Below are 16,569 nucleotides of genomic sequence, written 5' to 3'. Positions count from 1 at the left end.
GGCGGAACATAGCCGTGACGGCCGCGGCACTCGTCATCGCCGCGACCGTGCCCGCCTGCTCCAGCAGTACGACGTCGGGGGCGTCCGGGGGGTCCGGGGGCTCGAAGTCCTTCACGTACTGGTCCATGTGGAAGGAGAACGAGCCGCAGGCCGCGGTGATCAAGGAGGCGCTGGCCTCGTACAAGGCCGCCACCGGGGTCACCGTCACCGTCGAGTGGCACGGCCGCGCGGTGCTGGACGACGTCGCCGCCGCGCTCAAGGCCGGAAAGCCGGTGCCGGACCTGTCCGACGGCAGTATCAACACGATCCTCGGCGCCACGGCCGAGGGGGTGGCCCTCACCGGTCTGACCGACCTGTACCAGCAGCCGGTCCCCGGCGAGAACCAGAACCTGGCCGAGGTCGTGCCGGACAAGTACATGCCGCTGCTCACCGACGCGACCGGCAGCGTCGTGATGGTGCCCTACGAGGTCGCCTCCGAGGCCGTCTTCTTCGACAAGACCCGGTACCCGCAGCTGTCCACGAACCCGCCGCAGACCTGGGACCAGTTCATGGACCTGCTGCAGCAGGTCAAGGCCAAGGGGCAGGCGCCGCTGGCCCTGGACGCCAGCGGGGGCAACGCCGCCTACTGGGTGGAGTGGATGTTCGAGCGCGAACTCGGCCCCGGCCAGTTCAAGCGCACCGCCGAGCAGAACGACGCCTCCGCGGCCGCCGGCGACAGCCGCTGGGACGACACCCGGCTGCTGGACGGCGCGCAGAAGCTGGAGACGCTGGTGAAGGGCGGCTACTTCGCGCCCGGCTGGAACACCGAGGACACCGGGACCACCAGCACCCACGCCAAGGACCAGCAGAACACCTGGGCCGCCGGCAAGGCCGCGCTGATCCTGGGCGGCACGTGGGTGCCCAGCGAGACCAAGCGCACGACGAACGTGGACAGCTTCGTGTTCCCGACGATGCCGGACCAGGGCGGCCTGCCCTCGAACGACTCCGCGGGCGTGAACTTCTTCGGGTTCGCGCTGCCCAAGGCCGGCAAGAACGCGGACGCCGCGGAGAAGTTCGTCCTCTACTTCATGGCCAAGGCCCAGCTGTCGAAGATCTCCACGGAGGCCGGCAACATGACGCCGCGCACCGACATCCCCGCGCCCGGCGTGCTGGCCTCGGTGCAGACCGCGCTGACCAACCGCACGGTCTTCCCGGACCAGGACGCGCTGATGCGCGACGATTCCAAGTGGTACACGACGGTGTTCCAGCCGGATTCGGTCGCCTTCATGACCGGGAAGCTGACTCCGCAGCAGTTCATCGGCAAGCTCAAGACGGAGTCGGTCGCGTTCTGGGCGCAGGCGCCGGCGAAGTAGCCGGCGAGCGGCGACCAGATGGCGGTCACAATCCGGACGAGGGGTTGGGCCCCCGAGTAAACGGGGTTACCCTGATTCGGTGACATATCACACGACACTGGATCGGGCCGCCGAGGCGGCGGCGTCAGCGGCGGGCGTCTACGGCTCCTGGGGCGCCGAACGCCGCCGGGACCTGCTCCACGCGTGCGCCGACGCCCTGGAGGCGGCGCACGCCGAGCTCGTCGAGCTGGCCCGCGCCGAGACCGGGCTGACCGCGGCGCGGCTGGCCGGCGAGGTCGGCCGCACCACCGGCCAGCTGCGGCTGTACGGCGACCACGTCGCCGCCGGCCGTCACCTGTCCCGGCGCAGCTCGCCGGGCGCCGCGCTCGGCGGGGCGGACGTGTACACCGTCGACGTCCCGCTCGGGCCGGTCGCGGTGTTCGCCGCGTCCAACTTCCCGTTCGCCTTCGGCGTCCCCGGCGGCGACACCGCCTCGGCCCTGGCCGCCGGCTGCCCGGTGGTGGTGAAGGGCCACCCGGCGCAGCCGCGGCTGTCGCGCCGGATCGCGGAGATCCTGAGCGAGGCGGTCGCCGGCGCCGGAGCGCCGGAGGGCACCTTCGGCTTCCTGGACGCCGAGTCGACCGACGGCGACCCCAACAAGCTCTCGATCGAGCTGGTACAGCACCCCGCGATCAAGGCGGTGGGCTTCACCGGCTCCTTCGGCGGCGGCCGGGCCCTGATGGACGCCGCGGCCGCGCGTCCCGAGCCGATCCCGGTGTACGCCGAGATGGGGAGCGTGAACCCGGTGTTCGTGCTGCCCGGGGCGATCGCCGACGAGGCCGGCCGCAAGAAGTGGGCCGAGACGCTGGCCGGGGCGGTGACCGGGTCCGGCGGGCAGCTGTGCACCAAGCCGGGCGTAGTGTTCGTGCCCGAGACCGCCGACGGCCAGGCGCTCGGCGACCTGACCGGAGACCTCATCGCCGACAGCGCCCCGATCCCGATGCTCACCGACGGGATGGCCGCGGCCCACCGGCGCTGGCAGGAGCGGATCACCGGCGCGGGTGCGGACGCCGACCGTGCGGGAAAGCCGTTCGCGGCGCAGATCTCTGCGAAGGACTTCGCCGGCGACTACCGCGAGGAGCACTTCGGGCCGGCGACAGTGATCGTGCGCGCCGACCCGGCCGAGTACCCGGCGCTCGCCGACTCGCTGGAGGGCCAGCTGACCGCGACGATCATCGCCGACGACGGCAGCGCCGCCGACCGCGAGGCGGCCCGCACCCTGCTGCCCTCGCTGGTGGCCCGGGCCGGGCGCGTGGTCTGGAACGGCGTGCCGACCGGTGTCGCGGTCGTCGAGGCCATGCAGCACGGCGGCCCGTGGCCGGCCACCTCGGCGTCCTGGAGCACGTCGGTGGGCACTGAGGCGATCCGGCGGTTCATCCGGCCGGTGGCGCTGCAAGGGGTCCCCGCGGACCTGGTCGGCTGAGCGGTCCCACAAGATCGACCGTCCGGGGCAGGAGTAAGGTGCAGGCATGACTTCTGCCTCGGACAAAGCTGTCCGTCCGTATGTAGCCGAGCACGCCGACGAGTTCTTCGCCGAGCTCAACGAATGGCTGCGGATCCCGTCGATCTCCTCGGACCCGGCCAGCGCGCCGGAGGTCCGGCGGTCGGCCGAGTGGCTGGCGGCGAAGCTGCGGGAGATCGGGTTCCCGACGGTGGAGATCTGGGAGACCGCGGGCGGCGAGGGCCTGCCGACGGTGTTCGCCGAGTGGCCGTCCGGGGACGCCGGCGCGCCGACCGTGGCCGTCTACGGCCACCACGACGTGCAGCCGGTGACGCCGCTGGAGCTGTGGGACACGCCGCCGTTCGAGCCGACGGTCAAGGGCGACCGGCTGTACGCCCGCGGCGCCGCCGACGACAAGGGCCAGCTGGCGTTCCACCTGCTCGGCCTGCGGGCGCACCTGGCCGCCACCGGGCGGACCGCGCCGGCGGTGAACCTGAAGATCATCGCCGAGGGCGAGGAGGAGTCCGGCTCGCCGAACTTCCGTGCGCTGCTGGAGGACAAGCGGGACCGGGTGAAGGCCGACGTCGTCGTGGTCTCCGACACCGGCATGTGGGACCGGGAGACGCCGTCCACCTGCACCGGGATGCGCGGCATGATCACCGGCCAGATCGACCTGAACGGCCCGGCCAACGATGTGCACTCCGGCTCCTTCGGCGGTGCGATCCCGAACCCGCTGACCGAGCTGGTGCGGCTCATGGGCCGGGTCCACGATGAGGACAAGCGCGTCGTCATCCCCGGCTTCTACGACGGCGTCGTCGAGCTGACCGAGACCGACCGCGAGATGTTCGCCAAGCTGCCCTTCGACGAGCAGGCCTGGCTGGGCAACGCCAAGTCCTCCGCGACCGCCGGCGAGGCCGGCTTCACCACGCTGGAGCGGGTGTGGGCGCGGCCGACGTTCGAGCTGAACGGTTTCTGGGGCGGGCACACCGGCCCCGGCCACAAGACCATCGTCCCGGCCGAGGCGCACGCCAAGATCTCGATGCGCCTGGTGGCCGGCCAGGAGCCGCTGGACGTGGCGAAGAAGTTCGAGGACTGGTTCTACGCCAACATCCCGGCCGGGCTGACCGGCGCGCACCACTGGGAGTCCGACGGCGTGAAGCCCTGCATGACCCCGCTGGACCACCCGGCGGTGCAGGCGATCACCCGCTCCCTGGGCAAGGCGTTCGGCGAGCCGGACGAGCCGCGCGAGGTGCTGTTCACCCGCGAGGGCGGCTCCGGCCCCGAGGCCGACCTGCAGGAGGTCATCGAGGCGCCGGTGGTGTTCCTCGGGGTGTCGCTGCCCGCGGACGGCTGGCACTCGCCGAACGAGAGCATGACGCTCCCGTTGCTGCTCAAGGGTGCCGAGGCGGCCGCGTATCTGTGGTCTGACCTGGCCGAGCAGCGCTGAGAGCGGTCGGAACGATCCGGGGAGGCCCACCGATGACCGAGCAGGCGCGCTACTTCGAAGGCGAACTCGGCCGCATGCTGCTGGCGCGGTCGGTCGTCGACCGCGCCGCCGAGCGGCGCACCGACGACGACTGGCTGGCGGCGGCCTGGGCCGATCCGGGCACCCGGGTGTTCGCGGTCGACGACAGCCGGGCCGAGGCGGTGCTGGATCCGGACGCCGCGCTGGTGTTCCACCCCGGCGCGGTGTTCGACGCGCGCTACCCCGGCGCCCAGCGCTACTTCCTCGGCGTGGACGCCGACGATGTGGCGTACTTCGCGGTCAGTGTCGGCGCGCCCGGCCCGGACGGCGCGCCGACGGCCTCCACCGCCGGCTCCGCCTCCACCCCGGGCGCGGCGCTGACCTCGCCGCGGCCGCCGGCCGCCGAGCCGGCCCCGGCGCTGGGCGAGCTGCGGCACGTGCGCGAGGTCGCGGCGGCCCTGCCCGACCGCGACGGCGGCCTGCTGGCGCACGCGGTCGGCCTGGACAACTGGCACCGCACCCACGGCTTCTGCGGGGTGTGCGGGCACGCGACGCGGATGACCCACGCCGGCTCGGTCCGCAAGTGCGACCACTGCGGCACCGAGCACTACCCGCGCACCGACCCGGCCGTGATCATGGCCGTCACCGATCCGGACGACCGGCTGCTGCTGGCCCGCAACTCGGCCTGGCCGCCGAACCGGGCCTCGGTGCTGGCCGGCTTCGTCGAGCCCGGCGAGACGCTGGAGGCGGCGGTGGCGCGCGAGTGCGCGGAGGAGGCCGGCCTGCGGATCACCTCCGTGCGCTACCTCGGCAGCCAGCCGTGGCCCCTGCCCCGCTCGCTGATGCTCGGCTTCACCGCGACCGTGGACGACCCGGCCCTGCGCCTGGACGGCGCCGAGCTCGACTGGGCGAAGTGGTACTCGCGGGCCGAGCTGAAGGAGGCCGTCACCACCGGCGAACTCCTGATGCTGCCGTCGGAGATCTCGATCTCGCGCCGCCTGGTCGACCACTGGTACGGCGGCGACCCGGTGGGGAGCTGACCCCTTCCCTCATCGATCCGCCGGCGACTCAGGCTTCTTTTAGAGAACCATTGGTAGTGTCGTCGGCGTTGAAGGGAGGGGAGGCGACGCCATGCTGATACGCCCACGCCGGGGCCGGAAGATCAACAGCCGAGTGGTTTCCGCGCTCGTCGCGGTGACGGCCGTGGTGTCGCTGGCGGGTGCCTGCTCCAGCTCCGGCGTCATCGGACAGCAGTCCTCGGGCGGCGAGTTCGGCAAGGACTTCGTCGGCGCCGTGCTCAACCCGAACACCCCCTCGGCGACCGGCGGTGCCCATCAGGGCAAGGACGGCGGCCTGACGGGGCAGCAGTCGCTGCCCTCGTTCGACAACGCGCCCCTGCCCCAGCCGGTCGACGCGCGCAAGGTGCCGGGCCCGTACACCAACCGCACCGGCGCCGTCACCGGCAAGCTCTTCTTCTACCGCCAGGGCGACGCCACCTCCGGCAACTACTACGTGTGCTCCGGCACCGTGATCAAGAGCCAGAACGCCAGCCTGGTGTGGACCGCGGGGCACTGCGTCCACGACGGGAAGGGCGGGACCTGGCACATGGACATGGTGTTCGTCCCCGCCTTCGACAACCCCGACGGCGACCCGAACGTCGACCCGAGCGACCTGTCGGCGTACGCGCCGCTCGGGACCTTCCCGGCGGTCCACGTCTGGACGTCGCCGGAGTGGGTCAAGACCGGCGACGAGCACGGCGGCGACCTGGCGCACGACTACGGGGTGATCGAGGTCGGGCGCAACGCGCAGGGGCAGACGCTGGACTCCGCGGTGCAGTCGGTCGGGGCGAAGCCGGTGCCGATGTGGTTCAACGCCCCGACCGAGCAGGGCAAGACGCCGCAGATCTCGATCCGCGGGTACCCCGCCGCGCAGCCGTTCAACGGGATGTCGCAGTACGGCTGCACAGCCGATTCGGTGCAGCTGCTGAACGTCACGGAGCTCGGGCCCGACGCGAAGGAGTACCGGGCCGGGTGCGACCTCACCGGCGGAGCGTCGGGCGGCGGCTGGTTCGCGCGGGCACCCGGACAGTCCGCGGGCGACGTGTCGCTGGTCACCAACACGTCGGTGGGCAGCGCGCACAACGCGCACAGCGGGAACTGGCTCGCGGGGCCATATCTGGATGCGAGCGCCAAGCAGCTCTACACCATCGCGAACGGGTCGCCGGCGCCCTGACGGCGGAGCGGGTCGGCCGGCGGTCGCCAGCGGTCGGCTAGCGGCCCGCGGGCGAGGCCTTGTGGCCGGTCGATGCGACCGGCGCAGTCGATGGGGCAGCCGATGGGGCAGCCGATGGGGAGGTCGCCGGACACACCGGCCCCGAGGCATGCGTTTTCGCGGCATGCTGCCCGGTGGTCACCGCGATGCCCACGACGAGGAGGGCGAGGAAGACGCCTGTTGTCTTGGTCATGGCACCAGGTGTAGTCGCACAGTGATCGGTGCGTAACCCAGAGTGTTCCAATGCCACCCGAACGTGGCCGAGCTTTCCACCTGCGTTCCACCTCGCAGTCAACCCCAGGGTTGAGGCCCGCGCCCCGCGGCGGGCAGTACTTTCACTGTCGAGCCCGAGCACGGGAAGCCGTTCGACCTAGGGGGACCCCGATGATTTTCCTCATACGCCGCCTGATCCGCCTGCTGAAGGGGCGCCGGCGCTAGCGCGTCGCAGGGCACGAAAAAGCGGTGCCGCGCTGTTCGCGGCGCCGCTAGCCTGCGGCCATGAAGTTGATGTACTGCGCGCACTGCCACGACATCGTGAAGCTCTTCCCGGAGAAGCGTTTCTGCAAGTGCGGCAAGTCCTGGGGCCACTACCTCGAGGACAACTCCACAACCGTCCAGACCTTCCCGAGCTTGTCCCTGGGCATAGCCAACCAGGACTTCCACGCCGCGGTGCGGACGTGGCAAGAGGAGCCGAAGGCATGGTCGCCCTCGATCACCATGCGCGCCTGGATCAACCCGGCTTCGGAGCCGGACGTGAAATTTGTGAAGGGCGAGCCGCTCGCCGACGAGGAAGAGCCTCCGGCCGAGGAGCCGGAGGCTTGAGCGGACCCGGTCGTCGCGGGTGTGCCGGAGATCAGCCCGCGAGCGCGGCCTTGACCTGAGCCAGGCTCGGATTGGTCATGGCGACCTGCTCGCCGCCGCCGAGCGGCTTGACGACCACCGTCGGGACCGTCTGGTTCCCGCCGTTGACGCTCATGACATAGTCGGCGGCCTCGGGGACCTGCTCGATGTCGACCTCGGCGAATCCGATGCCCTCGCGCTCGAGCTGGCTCTTCAGCCGGCGGCAGTAGCCGCACCAGGTCGTCGAGTACATCGTGATCTGGTCGTTCATCTTCCACTTCCTCATCGGCTGTCGGGACCATCCGGTCAGTGCAACCGGGGCGGGGCTGTGATTCTTCCGCATGCCCGGCGAACGGTGTCGGTGGTTGATGCGAATATGGTCAGATGCCGCAGACTCATCCCGGCTCCGGCCCGGTTCCCGCCGCCGCGCTGCTGGACGCGCTCGACCCGGAGCAGCGGGCCGTGGCCGAGGCGCTGCACGGGCCGGTGTGCGTGCTCGCCGGGGCCGGGACCGGCAAGACGCGGGCCATCACCTACCGCATCGCGCACGGGGTGGCGACCGGCGAGTACATCCCGAGTCAGGTGCTGGCCGTCACCTTCACCCAGCGGGCGGCCGGGGAGATGCGGGGGCGGCTGCGGCAGCTCGGGGCCGGCGGGGTGCAGGCGCGGACCTTCCACGCCGCGGCGCTGCGGCAGCTCCAGTACTTCTGGCCCAAGGCTGTCGGCGGGCCGAACCCGCAGCTCATCGACTCCAAGATCCCGCTGGTCTCCGAGGCGGTGCGGCGGCTGCGGCTGAACGCCGAGCGCGCCGAGCTGCGCGACCTGGCCGGGGAGATCGAGTGGGCGAAGTCCACGCAGGTGGTCGCCGACGACTACGCGGCGGCCGCGGCCAAGGCGCAGCGCACGCCGCCGCGCGACGCCGCCGAGGTGGCCAAGGTCTACGCCGAGTACGAGAGCGCCAAGCGCGACCGCAACGCCATCGACTTCGAGGACGTGCTGCTGCTCACCATCGGCATCATGGAGGAGCGCCCGGACATCGCCGCGACGGTGCGCAACCAGTACCGCTTCTTCACCGTCGACGAGTACCAGGACGTCAACCCCCTGCAACAGCGCCTGCTGGACTGCTGGCTCGGCGAGCGGGCCGACGTGTGCGTGGTCGGCGACGCCAGCCAGACCATCTACTCCTTCACCGGCGCCGACCCGCGCTACCTGCTGGACTTCGCCGACCGCTTCGACGACCCGACCGTGGTCAAGCTGGTCCGCGACTACCGCTCCACGCCCCAGGTCGTGGCCCTGGCCAACGCGCTGCTGGACCGCGCCGAGGGCCGTGCGGCCAAGGCCCGGGTCCAGCTGATCGCGCAGCGCGCGGACGGCCCGCGCCCGAAGTTCGCCGAGCACCCGGACGCCGAGACCGAGGCCCGCGAGGTGGCCCGGGAGATCAGGAAGCTGATGGACGCCGGGGTCCGGCTCTCCGAGGTCGTGGTGCTCTACCGCATCAACGCGCAGTCCGAGGAGTACGAGCAGGCCCTGAGCGACGCCGGCGTGCCCTACATACTGCGCGGCGTCGAGCGCTTCTTCGAGCGCCCCGAGGTCCGCGAGGCGATCCAGGTCTGGCTGCGCGGCGCCGCCAAGGCCCGCTCCGACCACGCCTCCGACACCCTGCCCGGCCTCGGCGCCGACGGCCCGGACGAGGACGGCGAGGGGGGCAGCCTGGCCACGGAGGTCCGCGCGATCTTCGCCAGCCACGGCTGGACCCCGCTGGCGCCCAAGGGCGCCGGACGCCTGCGCGACCGCTGGGAGTCGCTGGCCGCGCTGGTCTCGCTGGCCGAGGAGTACGGCCGCACGCACCCGGACGCCGGCCTGGACCGGTTCAGCGCCGAGCTGCGCGAGCGCGCCGACGCCCAGCACGCCCCGACCGTCGAGGGCGTCACGCTGTCCACCTTCCACGCCGCCAAGGGCCTGGAGTGGGACGCGGTCTTCCTGGTCGGCATGACCGAGGGCATGATGCCGATCACCTACGCCGAGACCCCCGAGCAGATCGAGGAGGAGCGGCGACTGCTCTATGTCGGCGTGACCCGCGCCCGCGAGCGGCTGTTCCTTTCGTGGTCGCTGGCGCGCTCCCCGGGCGGCCGGGCCTCACGGTCCCCGTCGCGGTTCCTGGACGGCCTGCGCGGCGGCGTGGGCCGGGACACCCGCGAGGGCGCGGCGGGCGGCGTCATAAGGGGCGGCGGTTCGGCGCGGCGCCGGAGCCCCGGGTCGTCGGCGGACAGCGAGGAGCGCCCGCGCCGGGTAGTGGAACCGATCACCTGCCGGATCTGCCACCGGTCCCTGATCGACGCCGCCGAGCGCAAGATCGGCCGCTGCGAGACCTGTCCCAGCACGCTGGACCCCGAACTGTACGAGGAACTGCGCGAGTGGCGCGCCGGGCAGGCCAAGAAGCAGAAGCTGCCCGCGTACTGCGTCTTCACCGACGCCACGCTGACCGCCATCGGCGAGTCCCTGCCCGCCACGCCCGCCGCCCTGACGAAGATCGCCGGGGTCGGCAAGGCGAAAGCGGACCGTTACGGGGACGAGGTGCTGGGGCTCATCTCGGCGCATACGGCGGACTACAAGGGCGGTCACATGTCGGGGCAGACGGCGGAGAGCTGAACCAGCAGCGTCGACTGCAGGTCCGCGGTCCCGGGCGTGAGCCCGCCGAACTCCGGCTCGGCCGCCGAGGCCAGCGGGGTCGGGGTGATCCGGAACCGCGGGTCGACCGGCTGGAGCCCGACCGGCGTCGCCGCGTTCAGCGCCGCCGCGGCCTGCGAGGCGCCGCCGCGCACCGCCAGGTAGTCGCCGAACGCGGCGCAGTCGGTGATCCGGTCGGTGACGTTCACGTCCAGCCCCTCGGAGCCGATCTCCTCCGGCGCGGACAGATCGGTCCGCGCGCTGATCCCGGGGACGGTCGGCGGCTTCGGCAGCGGCACGGCCATCTGCGCGGCGGCGGAGTTCGCGTCGATGTGCAGCGAGTAGCTCACCACCGGGTTCTGCAGACTCGGCGAGCCGGTCAGCGCGGTGGCGCTGACCCGGGACGGCATGGTGGCCAGCACGTCGCCGCACAGCCGGTAGAAGCTGCTGGTCGTGTAGGACTGGAACTGGAAGACGTCGTTCGCGCCGAGGAACTCGGGATTCACGGCCGCCGCCCCGGCGCCGGACGCCGGCGGCGCCGGATGCCCCGGGTCGAAGGCCAGCGGCACGGCGGTCGGCGAGCCGGGCGCCTTTCCCGTGGCGGCGGGCGTGCGCACCGTCGCCGTCACCCCGGACGGGTACTGCGGCAGGTCGCCGGCGTCGCAGTTCACGTCGACCTTGCTGGTGAGGGCCTCGGCGTCGCCGGGTCCGAGGGTCATGTGCGGGGCCGGATCGAGCACGGCGACCCCGGGGACGGCGATCCGGATCCCGGTGACCTCCAGCGGCTGCGCACCGTCGTTGCGCAGGGTGACGGTGAAATCGGCCGGCAGCGGGTCGATGCCGGGGATCCGGCCGACCTGCGAACCGTCGCCGCTCCCGGATCCGTTGAGGTCGCCGAACGTCAGCGTGGCGCTGCCCCCGAGCACGTGCAGCAGCATCCGGTCCTGGGTGCGGGCCCGGGCGTGGCCGACGTCGCGGCTGTGCACCGCCACCCCGGTGGCCGCCGCGCCGGTCACCAGGGCGAGGGCCAGCAGGCCGGCCAGGGTCCGGCGGCGCCGCCGCTCCGGGTCGGCCTCGAAGCCGGCGCCCAGCGGGGTGCGGTCGCGGAGCCGGTGCAGCGCCGCCACCAGCCGGTGCGGCGGTGCGGCGGCGACCGGGCCGGCCTGCGGGTCGAGCAGTTCGTCCTCGGACTCGATCAGGTCGGTCATCCGCACGCCGCCTTCTCCTGGTTGACGACGTCGCCGGCCATCCGCAGCGAGCCGGTCAGGGCCTGGTCGATGAACACCGGCTGGGGCGGGCCGCCGCTGCCGTCGTCGACCTCCATCATGGTCTCCCCGAGCACCGGCGCGTCGGACAGGACGCTGGTGCAGTCGTGGATGTTCACGGTCAGCCGGCCCGGCTGGCTCTGGCCGGGGGCGAGCTTGGTGACCGCGGGGAGCCATTCGGTGCGCAGCTGCGGGTCGTCTATGTAGGTCGTGTCGCCGCGGGACGTCAGGGTCACGGTGCGGTCGGAGTTGTTCTTCACCGTGAAGCCGAGGACGAAGCTGTCGGTGGAGGAGGACAGCACCTTGTCGTAGCCGAAGACGACGTCGCTGGGGAACCGGGCCGCGCCGGCGTCGTCGCTGACGCGCTGCGCGATGCGGTCCGCCGCGTACTGCGTGCAGGGCCCGGCGTCGGCGGAGATGATCCCCGGGATCGTCGCGCCACCGGGGCTGCGGAACGCCTGCTGCCCGGTCGCCAGTTGGGCGGAGGTGTCCACGCGGGTGGCCAGGACCATGGAGTGCGGGTCGCCGTCGGAGTCGCGGACCTGGACGTGCACGGCCGGGAAGGCCAGCGACGTCCCGCCGCCGGTGCCCGGCGCGTCGGCGAACATCCCGGTCTGCTGGCTCAGTATCACCAGCGGGCAGGACAGCCGGACGGTGAGCGCCACCCTGGCCGTGCCGCCGGCGGGGATCCGCGCCGAGCCGCCGGCCGGCTTCCAGGCGCTGCTGGTCATCAGCGTCCCGGCGTCGACGTCCACGGAGGTCAGGGTGACGGCGTCCGGGCTGTTGTTGGCGATCTCGACGATGTACTGGCCGACCGCGGAGGTGTCGGCGGCCTGGTAGGACGAGGCCGCGGGGTCGCCGTCCACCACCGAGTCGACCGCGAGCGCGACCACGTCCGCGCGGTCGGCCGCCCCGGCGACGCTGTCGAACCAGGCGGTGCAGGCGCCGCCGACCGCGCAGGCCAGGACGATCGCCGCGGTGACCGCCGCGATCTCGCGGCGCGAGCCGCGCAGGCTCCGGCCGCCGGCCCGGACGGCGGCCAGGCGTTCCCGGAAGGTGCGGGACGGAGGCTTGGCCCGCTGGTCGTCCGGCTGCCGCGCGCCGTCCTGGTCGTCGATCCACTCGAAGACCTCTTCACCGTCCTCGACCGGGCCGAAGACGTCGTCGTCCGGTGGGTCGCCGGCGCCGTGGTTGGTGTCCATCCCGCCCCTGTATCCCTCGCCCTGTCCGCCGTGGTGCTCCCCGCCCACCACCATCCTGGCCCATCCTCCCGCGAAGTTTTCCAGAAAGTTCGCGTGAAAGGGGTGACAGGCCGGTGCGGTTCTGACAGCATGGTCGTCGTCGAGGTTGGGGGCAACTGTGTCGACCATGGTGGGGGCCATCGGAGCCGAATTCTCTGGCTCAAGGGCGAAACCGCAGGTCAAAAATAGTTTGCGGCCCATTACGGGGATCACTTAACCTTCCGATGCGGGCGAGAGATCGCCCGGAGCACCACTGTGTGCCGCAACTGAAGAATCCATCTGTAAGACGTGTGGTGCCGACTGCCAGCGGCTCCGTCCACACCAAGGCGAAGTGAAGGAGGCGAATTTCGATGAGGACCATGACCGGCATTGCTGCCGTCCACGTGCAGGCGACGAACCCTGCGCTGGTTTTGCGTGCGTCCGAGGACTTCGCCGTCGCTTGCCCCGTGGTGTTCGGGCAGGAGTGCTTCGGCTCGGCGGCCGCCGTCTGGCAGGTGGAGTCCGTCTCCGGTGCCGGCCTGGCCGGCGCGGCGGCGTCCCTGGGGCTCGTCGCCCTGGGTGAGGCCGCGGTCCTGCTGGAGCAGCACGGTTATGTCGGTCGGCTGGGACAAGAGCGTCCGCAGATCGATGGGCGACCGCAGAACGACGGCAGTGGCACCTCTGAGCGCGACTACGACAGCAGCAAGGGCGACAACGGCAGCAAGCCGATGACCCTGTGGGACTTCCGCACCTCCAGTCCACCTGGATGAAGAGCCATCTTCAGCCCGGCAAGGACTTGAGGCCGCGGAATCCCGATAAGGGATCCGCGGCCTTCGTGTTTCTCAAGGCACGACAGTACGGCCCGTGACGGTGACCCCGTGACGGGAGCGGTACCGCAAGACCCGGTCTGAAGAACTCACGCCGGGAGAAGACAACTGACGAGGTGACTCACAGTGCAGAACGTGTTCGACACGGTCGTCGAGCAGACCGACACCACCCTGCCCTGCCGGGCCTACGACCCCGAGGTGTTCTTCGCCGAGACCCCGGCCGACGTCGAGTTCGCCAAGGCGATCTGCGTCGAGTGCCCGGTGAAGTCGGCCTGCCTGGCCGGCGCCCTCGAGCGCCGGGAGCCGTGGGGCGTCTGGGGCGGTGAGCTCTTCGTCCAGGGAGCGATCGTGGCCCGCAAGCGGCCGCGTGGCCGTCCCCGCAAGGACGCCGCCCAGGTCGAGGCCCAGATCGCCGCCGAGGCCGCCGCCGCGGTCGAGGCCGCCAAGAAGGTTGCGATCCCGGCATGAGCACCCACGGTCTCCCGCGCCAGAGCATGCTGCAGGGCCCCGGCCACCGCGTCGGAGAAGAGCGGCAGGCACAGCAGGACATGAAGTTCGAGCAGTACCCGAGACAGATTTCAGCGACCGCCGAGACCGGCGATCCCACAAGGAGTTTCCAGATGCTATTCCAGTACGAAGAAGCCGCGCGCTACCGATCACAAGAGCTGCGCGACCAGGCCGAGCGCCAGCGCCTGCTGCGTGAGGCGAGCCGTCTGCGCAGGGAGAGCGGGCGGCGTGCGCGCCGGACGCTCGCCGGGTTGTTCCTGAGCTAGGAGCGTCCCGCCTGGGGCAGAGCCGTCGGTCGCGGGTTTTCCGTGGTCATGGCCGGCCGGCGATGAGCGATGAGGTCGAGGGCCGATCCTTTCGGGGATCGGCCCTCGAGTGTTTGTGGCGAGAACCGGGCCCTGGCCGTTTCAGCTGGTGAGGGCCGATTTCAATCACCCACAGTCAGGTGAAGACGGAAACCCCGGCTGTTCAGCTGTGGGCGTTCGAGTACACGTTGAGGCTCAATGCCGCCCCTTCGCGCATGGAGGAAGTTCTGCCGCAGGTTCGGGCCTATTGGCTCGCGCGAGGTCTTCACATCCGCAACTGGGAGCCCACATTCGGCGTGTCGGCCAGTCCGGACAAGGGCCGCTGGCTGCTCAGCGTCGGCGTACTCGATGAGATCTCGATGTATGCCAGGGTGACATCCGGTCCTGTTCTGACGTCATCGAACCCGCTACGAAGCGAAAAGGAACATGAGACTGCGTACGACTGCATGCATGAGCTGTGCCGCGATCGTCTTGATAATCGGCGGCTGCGGCGGCACTGGTGGTTCGTCGCCGAGCTCTGTCGAGGACAGGGCGGCCAAGTTGACGGCGGAATCGCTGGCGGTCCTCACTCCGGCGCCGAATCAGGCGGTCGAGCGAACCGAATGGTCGCCGTGTTCGGAGGACACACCGGGCGTCCACCGGTTCAGCTATGAACGGGTGATCCACCTGAGCGTCGACAAGGCTGCTTCGCAGCCGGTCTTCGATCAGGAGCTTGCCTACTGGGGCAAGCAGGGCTATGTCCTGGATCCGCAGGAGCCCAACAACCCGACGCGCTCCGCACGCCCTTACAAGAACGATGCCGACTGGAGTGTTGGTGTCGGCTTCGACAACGACGGTCAGATGTTCCTGAGCGTGGACGCCAACTGTGTCCACGTCTCGTCGGACCCGAAGACTTCGTAGGGCACGGTGCCGTAGCCGTCCGCGAGTTCGTGTTCGCCAGGGAATGAAAGGGAAGCATGAGACTCCGTACGGCTGTATCGGTGGGTATCGCCGCGGCCGCCCTGACCCTCCCGCTGCTCGGCGGGTGCAGCCGCGTCAGCGGCGACAGTCCGAAGTCGGTCGAGGACGACGCCGCCAAGATGGTGACGGACTCGCTGGGAGCACTGACTCCCGCCGTGACCCAGACGGTGCGGGACAGCAAGTGGAGCCCGTGTTCCGAGGAGACGCCGGGCGTCCATCGTTCCGAGTACCAGCGGGTCGTCGACTTCGACGTCGCCCAGGCGGACGCGCAGCGGGCCATCGGCCAGATCACGGCCGAGTGGGGGAAGAAGGGCTACACGACGAAGCCGCAGGCGCCGGGCGACCCGCGGGCCTCGGCGCTGGGCAAGGGCGACTGGACGCTGCTCGTCGGCGTCGAGACCGACGGCAGCCAGATGTTCCTGACCGTGGACTCCGGCTGCGTCAACGTCTCGTCGGATCCGAAGAGCTCGTAAAGCCGGCGCCGTGGCCGGTGAGCGCACCGCCTGTCAGGGGCGCTTCGCCGGCAGCGGCCGCAGCCCCGGCCAGCGTTCGAGCATCGCGGTGCGCATCCGGCCGGCGAGCCGTGCCGTCTCGCCGAGCGGTCCTCGGTCGAAGCCGCCGACGGTGCCGACCGTGCCGACCGCGTCGACCGCGTCGACCGCGCCGAGCCGGTGGGCCAGGCGCTCGCGCGCGCTGACCGTCCACCACGTCCAGTCCTCGACGGTCAGACGTGCGAGGTGGTCCTCGGTCTCGCGGAACGCGCGCTCGACCAATGCGTCGCCGCGGATCGTCCAGCTCATGCAGGCGTCGGCGAGTTCGTGGTCGTCGATGGTGCGGTCGGCCGCCGCCGCGTAGACCGTCTCGGCCTCGGCGAGCAGTTCCGGCGGCTGGGCGGTCGAGCACCAGCAGGTCGGGAAACCGATGCGGAGGTACGCCAGCTCGACGGTGCCGTCGCCGAGGGAGGCCTGCTCGAAGTCGATGAAGCGGACACCGTCCGCGGTGTGCAGATCGTTGGCCGGGCAGGGGTCGCCGTGCAGCAGGTCTGCGCGGGAGGAACGGGCCGACAGGCGGCTCAGCAGCGCTCCTCGACGTACTCGGTCACCAGCGTGCGCTGCGCAGGGTCGGCGCCCAGCAGCCGCGGCACCACCGCCGGCCGCACGGCTGACGCGGCTTCCAGCGCTGCGACCTCGCGCGCGAAACGGTCGTCCGCACCGTCGCCGGCGACCAGGTGCTTGATCACCGCCGGGGTGTCGCCGAAGGTGGCGCGCCAGACGTCCGAGCGCGGGCTGCTGGCGAGCATCCGCAGCCGCTTCGGGGTGCCGAGCCGGGCTTCCAGATCGTTGCCGAGCGGGGGTGCTGACCGCATGCCCTCTTCGTGGCATGCGGTCGGGCGGCCTCGTACTACTTACT

The 16,569-nt window shown here is 71.4% G+C and carries 14 protein-coding genes and 2 pseudogenes; 12 read left to right on the top strand and 4 right to left on the bottom strand.

The annotated features are described in order from the left end of the window. Positions 1-14: 14 nt before the first annotated feature. The 6 genes from ABH926_RS01080 (at position 15) to ABH926_RS01055 (ending at position 7,390) form a co-directional block, all read left to right on the top strand. Positions 15-1,352 carry an ABC transporter substrate-binding protein gene (locus tag ABH926_RS01080; protein WP_370363313.1) on the top strand — a complete coding sequence of 446 codons (1,338 nt, stop codon included), beginning with the start codon at positions 15-17 and terminating at the stop codon, positions 1,350-1,352. 79 nt (positions 1,353-1,431) lie between these two features. Continuing rightward, positions 1,432-2,814: an aldehyde dehydrogenase family protein gene (locus ABH926_RS01075; protein WP_370363312.1), complete on the top strand. Its 1,383-nt coding sequence runs from the start codon at positions 1,432-1,434 to the stop codon at positions 2,812-2,814. Between the two features lie 46 nt (positions 2,815-2,860). Further along, a complete protein-coding gene (locus tag ABH926_RS01070; RefSeq protein WP_370363311.1) occupies positions 2,861-4,279 on the top strand; it encodes a dipeptidase in 1,419 nt (472 codons plus the stop codon). Positions 4,280-4,311: 32 nt separating this feature from the next. Beyond that, positions 4,312-5,337, top strand: coding sequence for an NAD(+) diphosphatase (nudC, locus tag ABH926_RS01065; protein ID WP_370363310.1), 1,026 nt, complete (start codon positions 4,312-4,314; stop codon positions 5,335-5,337). Positions 5,338-5,428: 91 nt separating this feature from the next. After that, on the top strand, positions 5,429-6,529 hold the full coding sequence (locus ABH926_RS01060) for a serine protease (RefSeq protein ID WP_370363308.1): 1,101 nt from the start codon (positions 5,429-5,431) through the stop codon (positions 6,527-6,529). A gap of 537 nt (positions 6,530-7,066) precedes the next feature. Next, the gene (locus ABH926_RS01055; protein ID WP_370363307.1) at positions 7,067-7,390 is read left to right on the top strand and encodes a hypothetical protein; all 324 of its coding nucleotides are present in this window, start codon (positions 7,067-7,069) and stop codon (positions 7,388-7,390) included. A gap of 31 nt (positions 7,391-7,421) precedes the next feature. Here the strand turns inward: ABH926_RS01055 and ABH926_RS01050 are convergent, their stop codons facing one another. Continuing rightward, on the bottom strand, positions 7,422-7,679 hold the full coding sequence (locus ABH926_RS01050) for a mycoredoxin (protein WP_370363306.1): 258 nt from the start codon (positions 7,677-7,679) through the stop codon (positions 7,422-7,424). 113 nt (positions 7,680-7,792) lie between these two features. On the opposite strand from ABH926_RS01050, the gene ABH926_RS01045 reads away from it, so the two are divergent. Further along, on the top strand, positions 7,793-10,057 hold the full coding sequence (locus ABH926_RS01045; protein ID WP_370363305.1) for an ATP-dependent DNA helicase UvrD2: 2,265 nt from the start codon (positions 7,793-7,795) through the stop codon (positions 10,055-10,057). Here ABH926_RS01045 and ABH926_RS01040 read toward each other — a convergent pair. Then, positions 10,027-11,283, bottom strand: coding sequence for a hypothetical protein (locus tag ABH926_RS01040; RefSeq protein WP_370363304.1), 1,257 nt, complete (start codon positions 11,281-11,283; stop codon positions 10,027-10,029). The two genes, ABH926_RS01045 and ABH926_RS01040, sit on opposite strands and share 31 nt — an antisense overlap. Continuing rightward, positions 11,280-12,542: a hypothetical protein gene (locus ABH926_RS01035; RefSeq protein ID WP_370363303.1), complete on the bottom strand. Its 1,263-nt coding sequence runs from the start codon at positions 12,540-12,542 to the stop codon at positions 11,280-11,282. The genes ABH926_RS01040 and ABH926_RS01035 overlap by 4 nt, the downstream gene beginning before the upstream one ends. Positions 12,543-12,931: 389 nt before the next feature. On the opposite strand from ABH926_RS01035, the gene ABH926_RS01030 reads away from it, so the two are divergent. From ABH926_RS01030 to ABH926_RS01010, 5 genes and pseudogenes are all read left to right on the top strand, one after another. After that, positions 12,932-13,330 carry a hypothetical protein gene (locus ABH926_RS01030; RefSeq protein WP_370363302.1) on the top strand — a complete coding sequence of 133 codons (399 nt, stop codon included), beginning with the start codon at positions 12,932-12,934 and terminating at the stop codon, positions 13,328-13,330. Between the two features lie 183 nt (positions 13,331-13,513). Beyond that, positions 13,514-13,774 (top strand): annotated as a pseudogene (locus ABH926_RS01025) (WhiB family transcriptional regulator); the annotation flags it as partial. A 77-nt stretch (positions 13,775-13,851) separates the two neighbouring features. Continuing rightward, entirely contained in the window at positions 13,852-14,160 is a 309-nt protein-coding gene (locus ABH926_RS01020; protein WP_370363301.1) for a hypothetical protein, read from the top strand. 489 nt (positions 14,161-14,649) lie between these two features. Further along, the gene (locus ABH926_RS01015; RefSeq protein WP_370363300.1) at positions 14,650-15,099 is read left to right on the top strand and encodes a hypothetical protein; all 450 of its coding nucleotides are present in this window, start codon (positions 14,650-14,652) and stop codon (positions 15,097-15,099) included. A gap of 56 nt (positions 15,100-15,155) precedes the next feature. Beyond that, the gene (locus ABH926_RS01010) at positions 15,156-15,632 is read left to right on the top strand and encodes a hypothetical protein (RefSeq protein ID WP_370363299.1); all 477 of its coding nucleotides are present in this window, start codon (positions 15,156-15,158) and stop codon (positions 15,630-15,632) included. 33 nt (positions 15,633-15,665) lie between these two features. Here ABH926_RS01010 and ABH926_RS01005 read toward each other — a convergent pair. After that, positions 15,666-16,525, bottom strand: a pseudogene (locus tag ABH926_RS01005) (phosphotransferase). Positions 16,526-16,569 lie beyond the last annotated feature (44 nt).

The organism is Catenulispora sp. GP43 (assembly GCF_041260665.1).
Classification (GTDB): domain Bacteria; phylum Actinomycetota; class Actinomycetes; order Streptomycetales; family Catenulisporaceae; genus Catenulispora.
The sequence above is the reverse complement of the archived record's forward strand: the minus strand, read 5'-3'. Positions and strand labels throughout refer to the sequence as shown.

Coding starts and splice junctions, on each gene's coding strand:
- ABH926_RS01070 (WP_370363311.1), top strand. CDS start 2,861: ATGACTTCTGCCTCGGACAAAGCTGTCCGTCCGTATGTAGCCGAGCAC.
- nudC (WP_370363310.1), top strand. CDS start 4,312: ATGACCGAGCAGGCGCGCTACTTCGAAGGCGAACTCGGCCGCATGCTG.
- ABH926_RS01060 (WP_370363308.1), top strand. CDS start 5,429: ATGCTGATACGCCCACGCCGGGGCCGGAAGATCAACAGCCGAGTGGTT.
- ABH926_RS01055 (WP_370363307.1), top strand. CDS start 7,067: ATGAAGTTGATGTACTGCGCGCACTGCCACGACATCGTGAAGCTCTTC.
- ABH926_RS01050 (WP_370363306.1), bottom strand. CDS start 7,679: ATGAACGACCAGATCACGATGTACTCGACGACCTGGTGCGGCTACTGC.
- ABH926_RS01045 (WP_370363305.1), top strand. CDS start 7,793: ATGCCGCAGACTCATCCCGGCTCCGGCCCGGTTCCCGCCGCCGCGCTG.
- ABH926_RS01040 (WP_370363304.1), bottom strand. CDS start 11,283: ATGACCGACCTGATCGAGTCCGAGGACGAACTGCTCGACCCGCAGGCC.
- ABH926_RS01035 (WP_370363303.1), bottom strand. CDS start 12,542: ATGGACACCAACCACGGCGCCGGCGACCCACCGGACGACGACGTCTTC.
- ABH926_RS01030 (WP_370363302.1), top strand. CDS start 12,932: ATGAGGACCATGACCGGCATTGCTGCCGTCCACGTGCAGGCGACGAAC.
- ABH926_RS01020 (WP_370363301.1), top strand. CDS start 13,852: ATGAGCACCCACGGTCTCCCGCGCCAGAGCATGCTGCAGGGCCCCGGC.
- ABH926_RS01015 (WP_370363300.1), top strand. CDS start 14,650: ATGAGCTGTGCCGCGATCGTCTTGATAATCGGCGGCTGCGGCGGCACT.
- ABH926_RS01010 (WP_370363299.1), top strand. CDS start 15,156: ATGAGACTCCGTACGGCTGTATCGGTGGGTATCGCCGCGGCCGCCCTG.